17 protein-coding genes and 1 tRNA gene are annotated in these 14,468 nt (G+C 70.2%); all 18 read left to right on the top strand.

Features of this window, described 5'->3' with window-relative positions:
* The first annotated feature begins 72 nt into the window (after positions 1-72).
* The 18 genes from HNQ58_RS04990 to HNQ58_RS05075 all read left to right on the top strand — a co-directional run bounded on the left by HNQ58_RS04990 (position 73) and on the right by HNQ58_RS05075 (position 14,334).
* Complete coding sequence (locus HNQ58_RS04990; protein WP_183947693.1) at positions 73-369, top strand: FmdB family zinc ribbon protein; 297 nt, start codon at positions 73-75, stop codon at positions 367-369.
* A gap of 45 nt (positions 370-414) precedes the next feature.
* Entirely contained in the window at positions 415-1,074 is a 660-nt protein-coding gene (locus tag HNQ58_RS04995; RefSeq protein ID WP_183947694.1) for a hypothetical protein, read from the top strand.
* 151 nt (positions 1,075-1,225) lie between these two features.
* Positions 1,226-2,983 (top strand): aspartate--tRNA ligase, encoded by a 1,758-nt coding sequence (gene aspS, locus HNQ58_RS05000; protein WP_183947695.1) that lies wholly within the window; start codon positions 1,226-1,228, stop codon positions 2,981-2,983.
* A 51-nt stretch (positions 2,984-3,034) separates the two neighbouring features.
* Positions 3,035-3,664: an esterase/lipase family protein gene (locus tag HNQ58_RS05005; RefSeq protein WP_183947696.1), complete on the top strand. Its 630-nt coding sequence runs from the start codon at positions 3,035-3,037 to the stop codon at positions 3,662-3,664.
* Positions 3,665-3,727: 63 nt separating this feature from the next.
* Complete coding sequence (locus tag HNQ58_RS05010; RefSeq protein WP_183947697.1) at positions 3,728-4,468, top strand: YebC/PmpR family DNA-binding transcriptional regulator; 741 nt, start codon at positions 3,728-3,730, stop codon at positions 4,466-4,468.
* 213 nt (positions 4,469-4,681) lie between these two features.
* Entirely contained in the window at positions 4,682-5,206 is a 525-nt protein-coding gene (ruvC, locus tag HNQ58_RS05015; protein ID WP_183947698.1) for a crossover junction endodeoxyribonuclease RuvC, read from the top strand.
* Between the two features lie 57 nt (positions 5,207-5,263).
* Complete coding sequence (gene ruvA / locus HNQ58_RS05020; RefSeq protein WP_183947699.1) at positions 5,264-5,866, top strand: Holliday junction branch migration protein RuvA; 603 nt, start codon at positions 5,264-5,266, stop codon at positions 5,864-5,866.
* A 140-nt stretch (positions 5,867-6,006) separates the two neighbouring features.
* Positions 6,007-7,047 carry a Holliday junction branch migration DNA helicase RuvB gene (ruvB, locus tag HNQ58_RS05025; protein WP_183947700.1) on the top strand — a complete coding sequence of 347 codons (1,041 nt, stop codon included), beginning with the start codon at positions 6,007-6,009 and terminating at the stop codon, positions 7,045-7,047.
* The gene (gene ybgC / locus HNQ58_RS05030) at positions 7,044-7,496 is read left to right on the top strand and encodes a tol-pal system-associated acyl-CoA thioesterase (RefSeq protein WP_183947701.1); all 453 of its coding nucleotides are present in this window, start codon (positions 7,044-7,046) and stop codon (positions 7,494-7,496) included. Before ruvB ends, ybgC begins: the two co-directional genes overlap by 4 nt.
* Before the next feature lie 6 nt (positions 7,497-7,502).
* Positions 7,503-8,270 (top strand): protein TolQ, encoded by a 768-nt coding sequence (tolQ, locus tag HNQ58_RS05035; protein ID WP_183947702.1) that lies wholly within the window; start codon positions 7,503-7,505, stop codon positions 8,268-8,270.
* A gap of 59 nt (positions 8,271-8,329) precedes the next feature.
* Complete coding sequence (tolR, locus tag HNQ58_RS05040) at positions 8,330-8,770, top strand: protein TolR (protein ID WP_183947703.1); 441 nt, start codon at positions 8,330-8,332, stop codon at positions 8,768-8,770.
* A gap of 10 nt (positions 8,771-8,780) precedes the next feature.
* Positions 8,781-9,749, top strand: a complete 969-nt coding sequence (gene tolA / locus HNQ58_RS05045) for a cell envelope integrity protein TolA (protein WP_183947704.1) — start codon at positions 8,781-8,783, stop codon at positions 9,747-9,749.
* A gap of 5 nt (positions 9,750-9,754) precedes the next feature.
* On the top strand, positions 9,755-11,068 hold the full coding sequence (gene tolB / locus HNQ58_RS05050; RefSeq protein ID WP_425504149.1) for a Tol-Pal system beta propeller repeat protein TolB: 1,314 nt from the start codon (positions 9,755-9,757) through the stop codon (positions 11,066-11,068).
* Positions 11,069-11,136: 68 nt separating this feature from the next.
* Positions 11,137-11,646: a peptidoglycan-associated lipoprotein Pal gene (gene pal, locus HNQ58_RS05055; protein ID WP_183947706.1), complete on the top strand. Its 510-nt coding sequence runs from the start codon at positions 11,137-11,139 to the stop codon at positions 11,644-11,646.
* Positions 11,647-11,649: 3 nt separating this feature from the next.
* A complete protein-coding gene (gene ybgF, locus HNQ58_RS05060) occupies positions 11,650-12,438 on the top strand; it encodes a tol-pal system protein YbgF (protein ID WP_183947707.1) in 789 nt (262 codons plus the stop codon).
* A gap of 25 nt (positions 12,439-12,463) precedes the next feature.
* Complete coding sequence (gene queE / locus HNQ58_RS05065) at positions 12,464-13,120, top strand: 7-carboxy-7-deazaguanine synthase QueE (RefSeq protein ID WP_183947708.1); 657 nt, start codon at positions 12,464-12,466, stop codon at positions 13,118-13,120.
* A gap of 206 nt (positions 13,121-13,326) precedes the next feature.
* Positions 13,327-14,019 (top strand): 7-cyano-7-deazaguanine synthase QueC, encoded by a 693-nt coding sequence (queC, locus tag HNQ58_RS05070; RefSeq protein WP_183947709.1) that lies wholly within the window; start codon positions 13,327-13,329, stop codon positions 14,017-14,019.
* Positions 14,020-14,258: 239 nt separating this feature from the next.
* Positions 14,259-14,334, top strand: a tRNA-Lys gene (locus tag HNQ58_RS05075).
* Positions 14,335-14,468: the final 134 nt, after the last annotated feature.

Raw genomic sequence — 14,468 nt, forward strand, 5'->3', positions numbered from 1 at the left:
GCTTGAAATCGCGACGGCAGTCCCCACAATCCGCGCACCGGCCCGGTAGGCCTTCGTCATTCCAGGTGCACCATGCCCATCTACGCCTTTGAATGCGGCAGCTGCGGTCACGACTTCGAGCGCCTGCAGAAGCTTTCCGATCCCGACCCGACCGATTGCCCGTCCTGCGGCGCGCCGGAGGTGCGCCGTCAGGTGACCGCCCCGGTCTTCCGGCTGGCCGGTTCGGGCTGGTATGAGACCGACTTCAAGAAGGACGGCGACCGCAAGCGCAATCTGGCCGACAAGGGCGACAGCGCGCCCAAGGCCGAGAGCAAGCCTGCCGAGAGCAAACCCGCCGAAAGCAAGCCGGCCGCCGCCACGGCGGGCTGAGCGGGCTTGCCCCGGTCGGTCGGTCGGGGTAGGGTCGCGGGTGCCATGAATACGCCCACCCGCACCGCGAGCCTGCTCGCCACCGCCGTCCTTCTCGCCGCCTGCGGCGGGGAGCGTTCCGATCCGCAGACCGCCGCGCCGGCCATCGAGTCCACCGGGCCGGTGACCGCCGAGGTCGCGCCCGCCGACGCCTTCCTGGCCCGCATCGCCCAGCACTGCGGGCAGGCCTTCGCCGGCCGCATCGCCGCCAACGAGCCGCAGGCGGAGAACGACCCCTTCGCCGGCAAGCCGCTGGTGATGCACGTGCGCGAGTGCAGCGAGCGCGAGATCAAGATCCCCTTCCACGTCGGCGACGACCATTCGCGCACCTGGGTGCTGACCCGCACCGACACTGGCCTGCGCCTGAAGCACGACCATCGCCACGAGGACGGCAGCGAGGACGCGGTGACCCTGTACGGCGGCGACACCGCCGAGCCCGGCACCGAGGTCCGCCAGGAGTTCCCGGTCGACGAGTACTCCAGGCAGATGTTCGAGCGCGAGGGTCTGTCCGTGTCGGTGACCAACACCTGGGCGATGGAGATCCGCCCCGGCGAGCAGTTCGTCTACGAGCTGTACCGGCCGGGGCGCATCTTCCGCGTCGAGTTCGACCTGACCACGCCGGTGCCGACGCCGCCGACGCCGTGGGGCCATCCCGAGATCGAGTGACGCGGTGTCCTGCGTCGCTTCCCGAGGCCCGCCATCCGGCGGGCCTCGCCGTTTCGGCGGCGCGGTTTGCGGGCTTCGCCGCGCGGCCCTACCATTTGCGGCCCGATTTCCCCCTTGCCCGGCCGGCGTCGCGCGCGGCCCAGGAGCTTCCATGCGCACCCACTACTGCGGTCTCGTCGACGAGACCCTGATCGGCCGGACCGTGACCCTGTGCGGCTGGGCCGATGTCGCCCGCAACCTCGGCGGCGTCTGCTTCATCGACCTGCGCGACCACGAGGGCATCGTCCAGATCGTCGCCGAGCCGGACAACCCGGCCTATGCGGTCGCCGCCGAGGTGGGCTACGAGGACTGTCTGCGCGTCACCGGCACCGTGCGCGCCCGCCACAGCGTCAACGACCGCCTGCGCTCGGGCCGGGTCGAGGTCGTGGCCGAGACCATCGAGGTGCTCAACAAGGCCGCGCCGCTGCCGTTCCACGCTCATGAGAATCCGGGCGAGGAAATCCGCCTGAAGTACCGCTATCTCGACCTGCGCCGTCCCGAGATGCAGCGCATGATGCGCACCCGCATCCGGCTGGTGCAGGCGCTGCGCCGCTGGCTCGACGCGCGCGGTTTCCAGGACATCGAGACGCCGATCCTGACCAAGGCCACGCCCGAGGGGGCGCGCGACTTCCTGGTGCCGGCGCGCCTGCATCCGGGCGAGTTCTACGCGCTGCCGCAGTCGCCGCAGCTGTTCAAGCAGATCCTGATGGTGGCCGGCTTCGACCGCTACTACCAGATCGCCCGCTGCTTCCGCGACGAGGCATTGCGCGCCGACCGCCAGCTCGAGTTCACCCAGCTCGACATGGAGTTCGCCTGGGTCAGTGAGCGTGACGTGCAGGACACCGTCGAGACGATGATCCGCGAGGTGTTCCGCGAGGTGATCGGCGTCCAGCTCGAGGATCCCTTCCCGCGCATGACCTATGCCGAGGCCATGCGCCGCTTCGGCTCGGACAAGCCCGACCTGCGCATCGACCTGGAACTGGTCGATGTCGCCGAACAGGTGAAGGGCTGCGGGTTCAAGGTGTTCGCCGACTGGGCCGACCACGTCGACGGCCGTGTCGCCGCGCTGCGCGCGCCGGGCGGCGCCAGCTTCTCGCGCAAGCAGATCGACGAGTGCGCCGCCCATGTCGCCAAGTTCGGCGCCAAGGGGCTGGCGTGGATCCGCGTCGACGACCTCGCCAAGGGCCGCGAGGGCATCAACTCGCCGATCGCCAAGTTCCTCGACGACGCCACGCTGTCCGCGCTGCTGGCGGCGACGGGGGCGCGAAGCGGCGACCTGCTGTTCTTCGGCGCCGGCCCGTACAAGGTGGTGTGCGATTTCATGGGCGCGCTGCGGCTCAAGCTCGGCGCCGACCTGGGTCGCGTCGAGCACGCCTGGCGGCCGTTGTGGGTCACCGACTTCCCGATGTTCGAGTGGGACGAGGAGCAGGCGCGCTACGTGGCCCTGCACCACCCGTTCACCGCGCCGGCGGTGGACGATATCGCCGAGCTCAAGGCCAACGCACGCACCGCCGTCTCGCGCGGCTACGACATGGTGCTCAACGGCAACGAGATCGGCGGCGGCTCGATCCGCATCCATCGCCCGGACATGCAGAGCGCGGTGTTCGACCTGCTCGGCATCGGCGCCGAGGAGGCCGAGGCCAAGTTCGGCTTCCTGCTCGACGCGCTGCGCTACGGCGCGCCGCCGCACGGCGGCATCGCCTTCGGCATCGACCGCATCGCCGCGCTGATGGCCGGCACCGATTCGATCCGCGACGTGATCGCCTTCCCCAAGACCACCACCGCGCAGTGCCCGATGACCGGCGCGCCGTCGCCGATCCCGGACGAGCAGCTGGCCGAGCTGCACATCCGCCCGGTGCCCAAGGGCTGACGGCGGGCTGGCGGCGCGCTGCGACGCCCCGGTCTGCGGCAGGATGGCGGCATGGGCGAGCCGGTCATCCTCCTGCACGGTCTGTGGCTGCGCGGCTTCGCGCTGTGGCCGCTGGCACGGCGGTTGGCGCGGGCCGGCTTCGCGCCGGAAATCTTCGATTATCCGAGTGTGCGCGGCGGCCCGGAGCCGGCCATCGCCCGCCTCGCCGCGCGCCTGGCCGAGCACGGCGGCGCGCCGCATCTGGTCGGACACAGCCTGGGCGGACTGATCGCGCTGGAGACGCTGCGCCGCCATCCCGGGCTGCCGGTGCGGCGGGTGGTCTGCCTGGGCTCGCCGCTGGCCGGCAGCCGCGCGGCGGCGCGCGCAAGCACACGGCTGCCGCGGCTGGCGCGAGCGCTCGGCGCCGGCCAGCGGCTGATCGTCGAGGGCATCGGCTGCTGGGAGGGGCGGGCCGAGGTCGGCGTGGTCGCCGGGTCGCTGGCCTGGGGCATGGGGCGGGTGCTCGGCCGTTTCGACGGCCCGCACGACGGCACGGTCGCCGTCGCCGAGACCCGCATTCCGGGGCTGTCCGACCATCGGACGATCCGTTGCAACCACACCGGTCTGCTGCTCGCGCCGGCAGCGGCGCGGCTGGCGGCGGCGTTCCTGCGCGAGGGCCGCTTCGGTCCGCCGCCCGGCTGAGCCGGCCCGGCCCGCTATAATCCTGCGGTTTCCACCCCGCTGTCCCGAGGACGTTGCAACGCCATGGCCGGTCATTCCAAGTGGGCCAACATCCAGCATCGCAAGAACGCGCAGGACGCCAAGCGCGGCAAGATCTTCACCAAGGTGATCCGCGAGATCACCGTCGCCGCGCGCACCGGCGGCGGCGACCCGGCCGCCAACCCGCGCCTGCGGCTGGCGATCGACAGGGCGCTTTCGGTCAACATGCCCAAGGACAACATCGAGCGCGCCATCAAGAAGGCCACCGGCGAGCTGGAAGGCGTGAGCTACGAGGAGATCCGCTTCGAGGGCTATGCCCCGGGCGGGGTGGCGGTGATCGTCGAGACCATGACCGACAACCGCAACCGCACCGTCGCCGACGTGCGCCATGCCTTCAGCAAGTTCGGCGGCAACCTCGGCACCGACGGCTCGGTAGCCTTCATGTTCCGCAAGCTCGGCGTGCTCAGCTACGCGCCCGGTGCCGATGAGGACCGGGTGACCGAGGCCGCCATCGTGGCCGGTGCCGACGACATCGTGGTGCACCCGGACGACGGCTCGATCGAGGTGCTGTGCGCGCCGGAGAACTTCGAGGCCGTGAAGCAGGCGATGACGGCCGCCGGCCTGCCGCCCGACGAGGCCGAGGTGACCATGCGCGCCGACAACGACATCGCCGTGACCGGCGAAACCGCCCAGCAGGTCGCCAGGCTGCTCGACTGGCTGGAGGACATGGACGACGTGCAGTCGGTCTATTCGAATGCCGAGCTTGGGGCGGATGCGTATGGGTGATTCGAGAAGCGGAAACCGGGAACCGGTAGCCGGTAACCGGAGGGCGGCTTGCGGCTGCCGCGCGGCTGCTCTTTCCGGTTACCGGCTACCGGTTCCCGGTTTCCGCTGCCCGTCCCGTCGATGACCCGCATCCTCGGCACCCTTCGACTCCGGGCGCCCTGCGCCCTGCGCTCAGGGCGGTCGGCATTCGGCATGAAGATGGCGGAGGCGTAGATGGTCCGGATCCTGGGTGTCGACCCCGGCTCGGTGCGCACCGGCATCGGCATCGTCGACGCCGATGCGACCGGGCGTTGCACGCATGTGCACCACGAGGCGCTGACCGTCGGCGGCGACGACGATTTTCCGCGTCGGCTCAAGGCGATCTTCGACCGGCTCGGCGCCCTCATCGAGCGCTACCGGCCGCAGGAAATCGCCATCGAGCGGGTATTCGTGGCGAAGAACCCGGACTCGGCGCTCAAGCTCGGCCAGGCGCGCGGCGCGGCGATCTGCGCCGTGGTGGCGCGCGAGCTGCCCGTACACGAATACGCGCCGATGCAGGTCAAGAATGCCGTGGTCGGTCGCGGCGTGGCCGACAAGACCCAGGTGCAGCACATGGTCGGCGTGCTGCTGGGCCTGAAGCAGAAACTGCAGCCCGACGCCGCCGACGCGCTGGCGGTGGCGATCACCCACGCCCATTCGCGCACCCTGGCCGAGCGCACCGGGGTGCTGGCCTCCACGCTGCTGCGGCGTCGCCGCTGAGCACTGCAGGAGCAGGGTGGGCCGCTACACTCTGCCGGCCGCCACAGGAGCCGCAGCATGATCGGACGACTCAAGGGGATCCTCATCCACAAGCAGCCGCCGTGGCTGGTGGTCGACGTGCATGGCGTCGGCTACGAGCTGGAAGCACCGATGAGCACCTTCTACGACCTGCCCGAGGTCGGGCGCGAGGTGTCGCTGTACACCCACTACGCGCAGAAGGAGGACTCGGTGGCGCTGTACGGCTTCCTCAAGGAGTCCGAGCGGCGGCTGTTCCGCGACCTGCAGAAGGTCAGCGGCATCGGCGCCAGGATCGCGCTCGCCGTACTCTCGGGCGTGAGCGTCGAGGAGTTCGCCCGGCTGGTGCAGGCCGGCGACGTCGCCGCGCTCACCCGCATCCCCGGGATCGGCAAGAAGACCGCCGAACGCATGGTGGTCGAGTTGCGCGACCGCGCCGCCGATTTCGGCGCCGGTGCGGCGGCGGTGCTGGCGGGGAAGGGCGGCGCGGCGCCGGCCGACCCGCTCGCCGAGGCCGTCGTCGCCCTGCAGCAGCTCGGCTACAAGCCGGCCGAGGCCGCCCGCATGGCCGAGAAGGCGAAAGCAGACGGCGACAGCGCCGAGGCCATCATCCGCAAGGCGCTCAAGTCCGCGTTGCGGACCTGAGTGCCGGGAGTCGGCAGCGCGACCGGCGATGCTGCGGCGGGAAGGCGCAGGCTCTACACTGCGATGCCATGCGTGTGCCTGAACGGGTCGAGCGCCCGCTCTGACGATTCCCGATTCGCCGTTCCCGATTCCCGGCTGCAATGACCGACCGCCTCGTTTCCCCCGAAGAAACCCTCGACGAAGCCCGGCTGGAGGCGTCGATCCGCCCGCGCATGCTCGACGAATACCTCGGCCAGCAGCCGGTGCGCGAGCAGCTGAAGGTCTACATCGAGGCCGCCAGGCGCCGCGGCGAGGCGATGGATCACGTGCTGATCTTCGGGCCGCCCGGCCTCGGCAAGACGACACTCTCGCACGTCATCGCCAACGAGCTGGGCGTCAACCTGCGGCAGACCTCGGGGCCGGTGATCGAGCGCCCCGGCGACCTGGCCGCGCTGCTGACCAACCTGCAGCCGCACGATGTGCTGTTCGTCGACGAGATCCACCGCCTGTCGCCGGTGGTCGAGGAGATCCTCTACCCGGCAATGGAGGACTACCAGATCGACATCATGATCGGCGAGGGCCCGGCCGCGCGCTCGATCAAGCTCGACCTGCCGCCGTTCACGCTGATCGGTGCCACCACCCGCGCCGGCCTGCTGACCAGCCCGCTGCGCGACCGCTTCGGCATCGTCCAGCGGCTGGAGTTCTACACGCCCGAGGAGCTGACCCGGATCGTGCGCCGCTCGGCGAAGATCCTCGGCATCGCCTGCGAACCCGAAGGTGCGGCCGAGATCGCGCGCCGCTCGCGCGGCACGCCGCGCATCGCCAACCGGCTGCTGCGCCGGGCCCGCGACTTCGCCCAGGTCAAGGCCAGCGGCGTGATCACCCTCGAGGTCGCGCAGGACGCGATGCGGATGGTGAAGGTCGACGCCGAGGGCTTCGACGACCTCGACCGCCGCCTGCTGCGCACCATGATCGAGAGCTTCGACGGCGGCCCGGTCGGGGTGGAGTCGCTGGCCGCCGCCATCGGCGAGGATCGCGGGACCATCGAGGACGTACTCGAGCCCTACCTGATCCAGCAGGGGTTCCTGATGCGCACCGCCCGCGGCCGCATGGTCACCGCCAAGGCCTGGCGGCACCTGGGCCTGAACCCGCCGCCGCGCAGTCCGGCCGGGGCCGACCTGTTCGCCGGGGACGGCCCGTGACCGGAGGCGGCGCAGGCGCCGACGCACGGCGGCCGGGGGGCGTTGAATTCCCGTTCATCTGGCCCACCCGGGTTTACTGGGAAGATACCGACGCCGGCGGCGTGGTCTACCACGCCAGCTACCTGTGCTTCCTCGAGCGCGCCCGCACCGAATGGCTGCGGTCGCTCGGCGTGGGCCAGCAGGCGCTGCGGGAGGACGCGGACCGGGTGTTCGCGGTGCGGGCGATGAGGCTCGACTTCCTCAGGCCGGCGCGGCTGGACGATCAGCTGGCGGTCAGCGTGGAGCTGGCTGAATGCCGGCGGGCGAGTCTGGTGTTACGGCAGGCGATCGTGCGCGACGGGGAGACGCTGCTCACCGCCGAGGTGCGCGTCGCCTGCCTGGCGGCTTCCGATTTCCGTCCGCGTCCGCTGCCGGAGGCAGTGCGCGCGGCATTGATGCTTCCGGAGTGAGAGCGGATGAACGAACTGATTCCCCTGCTGGCCGCCCTGGCCGCCCCGGCGGTCGAGGCCGTCGCCCCCGGTGCCACCGCGGCCGCCGTGCCGCTCGGCGGCGAGCTCGACTACTGGCAGCTGATCATGCACGCCAGCCTGCCGGTCAAGGCCGTCATGCTGCTGCTGGCTTTCGGCTCGGTCGCCTCCTGGACGATCATCTTCCGCAAGCACAAGTCGCTCAACGACGCCGCCGACGAGGCCGAGGCCTTCGAGGAGCGCTTCTGGTCGGGGATCGACCTCAACCAGCTCTACCGCGAGGCCAGCGACCGCAACCGCAGCGTGAGGGGGCTGGAGGCGATCTTCGAAGCCGGCTTCAGCGAATTCGCCCGCCTGCGCCAGAAGCGCGGCGTGGACGCCCGCACCCAGCTCGAGGGTGCCCAGCGCGCCATGCGCGCCCAGCTCTCGCGCGAGGTCGGCGAGCTCGAGCACAACCTGGAGTTCCTGGCCAACGTCGGCTCGATCGCGCCCTACGTCGGCCTGTTCGGCACCGTCTGGGGCATCATGATCTCCTTCCAGGGCCTGGCCAACGTCAAGGAGGCGACCATCGCCACCGTCGCGCCGGGCATCTCCGAGGCGCTGATCGCCACCGCGATGGGCCTGTTCGCCGCCATCCCGGCGGTCTGGGCCTACAACCGCTACGCCACCAAGGTCGACCGGATCAACGCGCGCTACGAGGCCTTCGCCGAGGAGTTCAGCTCGATCCTGCAGCGCCAGGCGCACCTGGACGATTGAGAACCCCACCGCCGCCCCGTGGTCGTAATTGACCACGAGGGCCGAGCCGGAGCGCCGCCATGTCCGCCTTCCGTACCCGCCATCGCCGCAAGCTCAAGAACGAGATCAACGTCGTGCCCTACATCGACGTGATGCTCGTGCTGCTGATCATCTTCATGGTGACCGCGCCGCTGCTCAATCTGGGCGTGGAGATCGAGCTGCCGCAGGCCGATGCCAAACCGCTCGACCAGGAGAAGAAGGACCCGGTGGTGGTCGAGATCACCGCCGACGGCCGCTACTACCTGACCCTGCAGGGCGCGCCTTCGGAGGAGATCACCCCGGAGGCGCTGGAGGCCAAGGTGGCCGCCTTCATGCGCCAGAACCCGACCGCGCCGGTGTTCATCGCCGGCGACCATCGTGTCGATTACGGCGTAGTGATGCAGGGCATGGCCCTGCTGCAGCGCGCCGGCGTGCCGAAGATCGGCATGATGACCGCGCCGCCGGACCAGCCCAGGCGCTGATTCCGATCCGATGGAAAGCACCGGCGACAAAATCCGCGCGCTGCTCTACTCGCTCGGCTTCCACCTGCTGTGCATCCTGGTGATGGCCGGCGGCCTGTGGTGGACGCGCAGCACGGCCCCCATTTCAGTGGCCGGCGAGCCGATCGAGGCGGTGCTGGTCACCGATCCGGACGCGCTCGGGCTGCGCCCGCAGCCGCGTCCGCCGGCCGCGCGTCCCGAGCCGCCGCGCCCGGCGCCGGCGCAGCCCGAGCCGGCGGCACCGCCACCGCAGCCGCGTCCCGAGCCGCGCCCGCAGCAGGCCGAAACGCCCCCGCAGCCAGCCCCGCAGACCCCGCCGCCGCGCCCGGACACCCGCGACCAGGAGCGCGCCGCCCGGCTGGCCCAGCAGCAGGCCGAGGAGCGTCAGCGTCGCGAGCAGGAGGAGCGCCGCCGCCAGGAGCAGATCGACCTGACCGAGCGCCAGCGCCAGCAGGAGGAGGCCGAGCGCCGCGAGCGCCTGCGCCGCCAGGCCGAGGAGCGCGAGAAGCAGCTCGCCGAGATCCGCCGCCAGCGCGAGGCCGCCGAGCGCCAGAGCCGGATGGAGCAGCAGCGCCTGGAGCAGCTGCGTGACCGTCAGCTGGCCACGGCCCGGAGCGAGGATCGCACCGCTCCGGCCGACAGCGGCGCCCCGCGGGCGGGGACCGGCGGCACCGACGACAGCCTGCTGGGCCGCTATCAGCTCGCCATTCAGCAAGCAGTCGAACGCAACTGGATCAGACCGGAGACAATCCGCCCTGGTGTGCCCTGTGTGATCCGCATCGTGCAGATCCCGGGCGGGGAGGTGATCAGCGCCAACGTCGATCCCTCCTGTCCATACGACGAACTGGGGCGTCGCTCGGTGGAAGCCGCCGTGCTGCGTGCCCAGCCGCTGCCCTACGCCGGCTTCGAGTCGGTGTTCCGGCGCGAACTCCGCTTCACTTTCCGAGCCCCCGAGGGTTGATCGCGATGACGATGAACAAGCTCTTCGCCCTGCTGCTGGTCCTGTTCCTGCCGATGGGCCCGGTTCGCGGGCAGGCGCTGGAGATCGACATCGTCGGCGGCGCCGCCGCGGCGCTGCCGATCACCATCGTCCCGTTCGAGTACCTCGGCACCTCGGCCGCGCCGGACACCGACGTGGCCGCCGTGATCCGCGCCGACCTCAACCGCTCCGGCCAGTTCCGCGCCCTGCCCGAGCAGGACATCGTCGAGAAGCCGCTGCGCGGGCCGGAGATCAACTTCGCCACCTGGCGTCTGCTCAAGCAGGACTTCATCGTCGTCGGCCGCATCCTGGACAACCCCGACGGCGGCTACCGCGCCGAGTTCGAGCTGTTCGACGTCGCCAGGCAGGAACGCCTGCTCGGCCTGGCGCTGGCCGGCCGCGCCCAGGGCATGCGCGACGTGGCGCACCAGATCGCCGACCACATCTACGAGAAGATCCTCGGCATCCGCGGCGCCTTCTGGACCCGCATCGCCTACGTCACCGCCACCGGCGTCGGCCAGAACATCCAGTACGCGCTGATGGTCGCCGACGCCGACGGCTACAACCCGCAGACCGTGGTGCGCTCGCGCGAGCCGCTGCTGTCGCCGGCCTGGAGTCCGGACGGCCGCCGCCTGGCCTACGTCAGCTTCGAGCGCGGCAATTCCTCGATCTACATCCAGGAGATCGCCACCGGTGCCCGCGAGGTGGTGGCCAGCTTCCGCGGCATCAACGGCGCGCCCAGCTTCTCGCCGGACGGCACCCGCCTGGCGTTGACCCTGTCGCGCACCGGGAACCCCGAGATCTACGTGATGGACCTGGCCACTCGCCAGCTCACCCAGATCACCAACCACTGGGCGATCGACACCGAGCCGGTGTGGGCGCCGGACGGGCAGAGCATCTATTTCACCTCCGACCGCGGCGGCAAGCCGCAGATCTACCAGGTGCCGGCCGGCGGCGGCGAGGCCACCCGGGTCACCTTCCAGGGGGAGTACAACGCCCGCGCCAGCGTCAGTTTCGACGGCAAGAAGCTCGCCGTGGCGCAGGGGGCCGGGAATGTTTATCGTATTGCGGTTCTGGACCGCAGCTTGGGGGGTAGCGGGCGCTGGCAGACCCTCTCGCCGGGCAACCTCGACGAGTCCCCCAGCTTCGCTCCAAATGGCTCGATGATCCTTTACGCCGCGCGTGAAGGTTCGCGAGGCGTGCTGTTCGCAGTTTCGGCCGATGGCCGGGTGCGGCAGCGTCTGGTACTGGCCGATGGTGACGTCCGGGAGCCCGCCTGGTCGCCGTTCCGGCAGCGTTGATTCAAGGACGGGCTAAGATTCCAATCTCAAACAAGCAGTTACAGCTACCCGCAACCCGAGGAAATCCCATGAACACCACTTCCCGCGTGCTTTTTGCCCTCGCTCTGAGCGTTGGCCTGGCCGCCTGCGCCAAGAAGGTCAAGGAGGAGCCGGCTCCGCCCGCTCCGCCCGCTCCGCCCGCCCAGCCGGCGCCGGTTTCCGACGGCCGCTACACCCCGGCCGACCTGGACACCGACAGCTGCCTGCGCCAGCGCGTGGTCTACTTCGACTTCGACCGCGACAACGTCAAGCCGGAGTTCAACGCGATCATGGCCTGCCACGCCAAGTACCTGCGCGACCGTCCGTCCGCCCGCATCACCCTCGAGGGTCATGCCGACGAGCGCGGCAGCCGCGAGTACAACCTCGGCCTCGGCGAGCGCCGTGGCAACTCGGTGAGCGCGGCCCTGCAGGCCAACGGCGGTTCCGCCAGCCAGCTGACCGTGGTCAGCTACGGCGAGGAGCGTCCGGTCTGCACCGTGTCCAACGAGAGCTGCTGGTCGCAGAACCGTCGCGTCGAGATCATCTACACCGCCCGGTAACCGATGATCCGCGCCGGCATCACGCGCGCCCTGATCGTGGCGGCGGCCCTCTTGGCCGCCGCCCCGGTCCTTGCCCAGACCCGCACCAGCCTGGCCGACCGTGTCGCCCGGCTGGAGCAGCTGCAGGCCCAGCAGGGCAGCGGGCAGAATCTGGAGCTGCTCAACCAGCTCACCGACCTGCGCGCCGAGATCCAGGCCCTGCGCGGCCAGGTGGAGCAACTGCAGTTCGAGAACGAGCAGCTCAGGCAGCGCAACCGCGAGCAGTACATCGACCTCGACAGCCGCATCGGCCGGCTGGAGCAGGGCGCTGTCGCCGCTGCGTCACAGCCCCCTTCCGAAGCCCCGCTCCCGGCGCAGGAGGCTGCGGTGCCCGCCGACGCGCCCGCGCGTCCCGCCGATCCGGTCAGCGAGCGGGCCGCCTACGAGGCCGCCTTCGATGCCCTCAAGAACGGCCAGTACGCCGAATCGGCGCGCCGTTTCCAGCGCTTCATCCAGGACTTCCCCGATGGCGAGTATGCCCCCAATGCCTGGTACTGGCTGGGCGAGAGCTACTACGTCACCCAGAACTACGACGTGGCGCTGGAGAGCTTCCAGTCGCTGCTGCAGAAATTTCCCGACTCCAACAAGGCGCCCGACGCGCTGCTCAAGCTCGGCTACTGCCAGTACGAACTGCGCCAGTGGGCCGAGGCCGAAGCCACGCTCAACCGGGTGATCGAGCGTTACCCCGACACCACCGTCGCGCGACTGGCCCAGGGTCGCCTGCGCGCGCTGGCGCTGGAGCGCCGCCAGTAAGCGCGGCGGCTTGCGCCTTCCTTCCATGAGCACCGCGGTTGCCGAGAGGCTGCGCCTCACCGAGATCTTCTGCTCGTTGCAGGGCGAGGCGCGCGATGCCGGCTGGCCGACCGTGTTCGTCCGCCTCACCGGCTGTCCGCTGCGCTGCCAGTACTGCGATACCGCCTACGCCTTCCATGGCGGCGACTGGTGGGAGCTGGACGCCATCCTGGCCGAAGTCGCCCGCCACGGCGTCCGTCATGTCTGCGTGACCGGCGGCGAGCCGCTGGCGCAGAAGCGCTGCATCGCGCTGCTGCAGCGACTGTGCGAGGCCGGGTACGAGGTCTCGCTGGAAACCTCCGGCGCCATCGACATTTCCGAGGTCGATCCGCGGGTCAGCCGGGTGGTCGACATCAAGACCCCGGGGTCGGGAGAAGTCCAGCGCAACCGCTGGGACAACCTCGACCGGCTCACCGCGCATGACCAGCTCAAGTTCGTGATCTGCGACCGCGCCGACTACGAGTGGGCGCGGGAGGTGGTCCGCGAGCGGGCGCTGCACGAAAAATGCGTGGTCTGGTTCTCGCCGAGCCACACCCAGATCGACCCGCGCGAGCTGGCCGACTGGATCCTCGCCGACCGCCTGCCGGTACGCATGCAGATGCAGCTGCACAAGCTGATCTGGGGCGACGAGCCAGGACGGTGAGAAGCCGGCAACAGGGAATCGGGAATCGGCGCCGTCGGCCGGAGCCCCGCGACTCTGGAAGGCGATGTCGGGACTCGCTGCCGCCACGCCCTTCGCCGTTTGCCTGCTGCACTGAAACCTGCGCTACGCTCCTCCCGATTCCCGATTCCCGATTCCCGATTCCCGATTCCCGATTCCCGATTCCCGATTCCCGATTCCCGATTCCCGTGAAGAACGCCGTCGTCCTCGTCTCCGGTGGCATGGACTCCGCCGTCACCCTCGCCATCGCCCGTGAGCAGGGCTTCGCCTGCCATGCACTGAGCGTGGCCTACGGCCAGCGCCACACCTCCGAACTCACCGCTGCCGCGCGTGTGGCCGGGCAGCTCGGCGCGGTGGCGCACAAGACCGTGCAGGTCGACCTGCGCAGCATCGGCGGCTCGGCGCTGACCGACGACATCGAGGTGCCCGAGGCCGGCGGCACGGGCATTCCGGTCACCTACGTGCCGGCGCGCAACACCATCATGCTGTCGATCGCGCTTGGCTGGGCGGAAGTGCTCGGCGCCAGCGACATCTTCTGCGGTGTCAACGCTGTCGACTACTCCGGCTATCCCGACTGCCGACCGGCCTTCATCGAGGCCTTCGAGCGGCTGGCCAACCTCGCCACCAAGGCCGGCGTCGAGGGCGCGGGCATCCGCGTCCATGCGCCGCTGATCCAGCTGTCCAAGGCCGACATCGTCAAGCAGGGGCTGCGGCTGGGCGTGGATTTCGCCGCGACGGTGTCGTGCTACCGCGCCGACGGCGAAGGCCGCGCCTGCGGCCACTGCGACGCCTGCCGGCTGCGCGCGGAGGGCTTCGCGGCGGCCGGAGTGCCCGATCCGACGCGCTACGCCGGTCGGGCCGAGTCTCCCCGCTTCGACTGAACTTGAGACTTGGCGTCGTGGTGCATAAACTGCGCGCCCGGCTCGTGGATCGTTGGCTCAGTCGGTGGAGCCGCTGGCTCAACCATGCCGGTCGCAGGTGCGGCCTTCGCCGCGGTCGGTCGGCATACAATTTCGCAGTCGTGGGCCGTTAGCTCAGTCGGTAGAGCAGCTGGCTCAACCATGTTGGTCGCGGGTGCGGTGTTCGCCGCGGTCGGTCGGCATACAATTTCGCAGTCGTGGGGCCGTTAGCTCAGTCGGTAGAGCAGCTGGCTTTTAACCAGTTGGTCGTAGGTTCGAGTCCTACACGGCCCACCATCTTTCCCGGCAGTCGGTCTCGCAGGCTGGCTCAACCCGTTGGTCGTAGGTTCGAGTCCTACACGGCCCACCATCTTTCCCGGCAGTCGGTCTCGCAGGCTGGCTCAACCCGTTGGTCGTAGGTTCGAGTCCTA

The organism is Rehaibacterium terrae, assembly GCF_014202935.1.
Taxonomy (GTDB): Bacteria; Pseudomonadota; Gammaproteobacteria; order Xanthomonadales; family Xanthomonadaceae; genus Rehaibacterium; species Rehaibacterium terrae.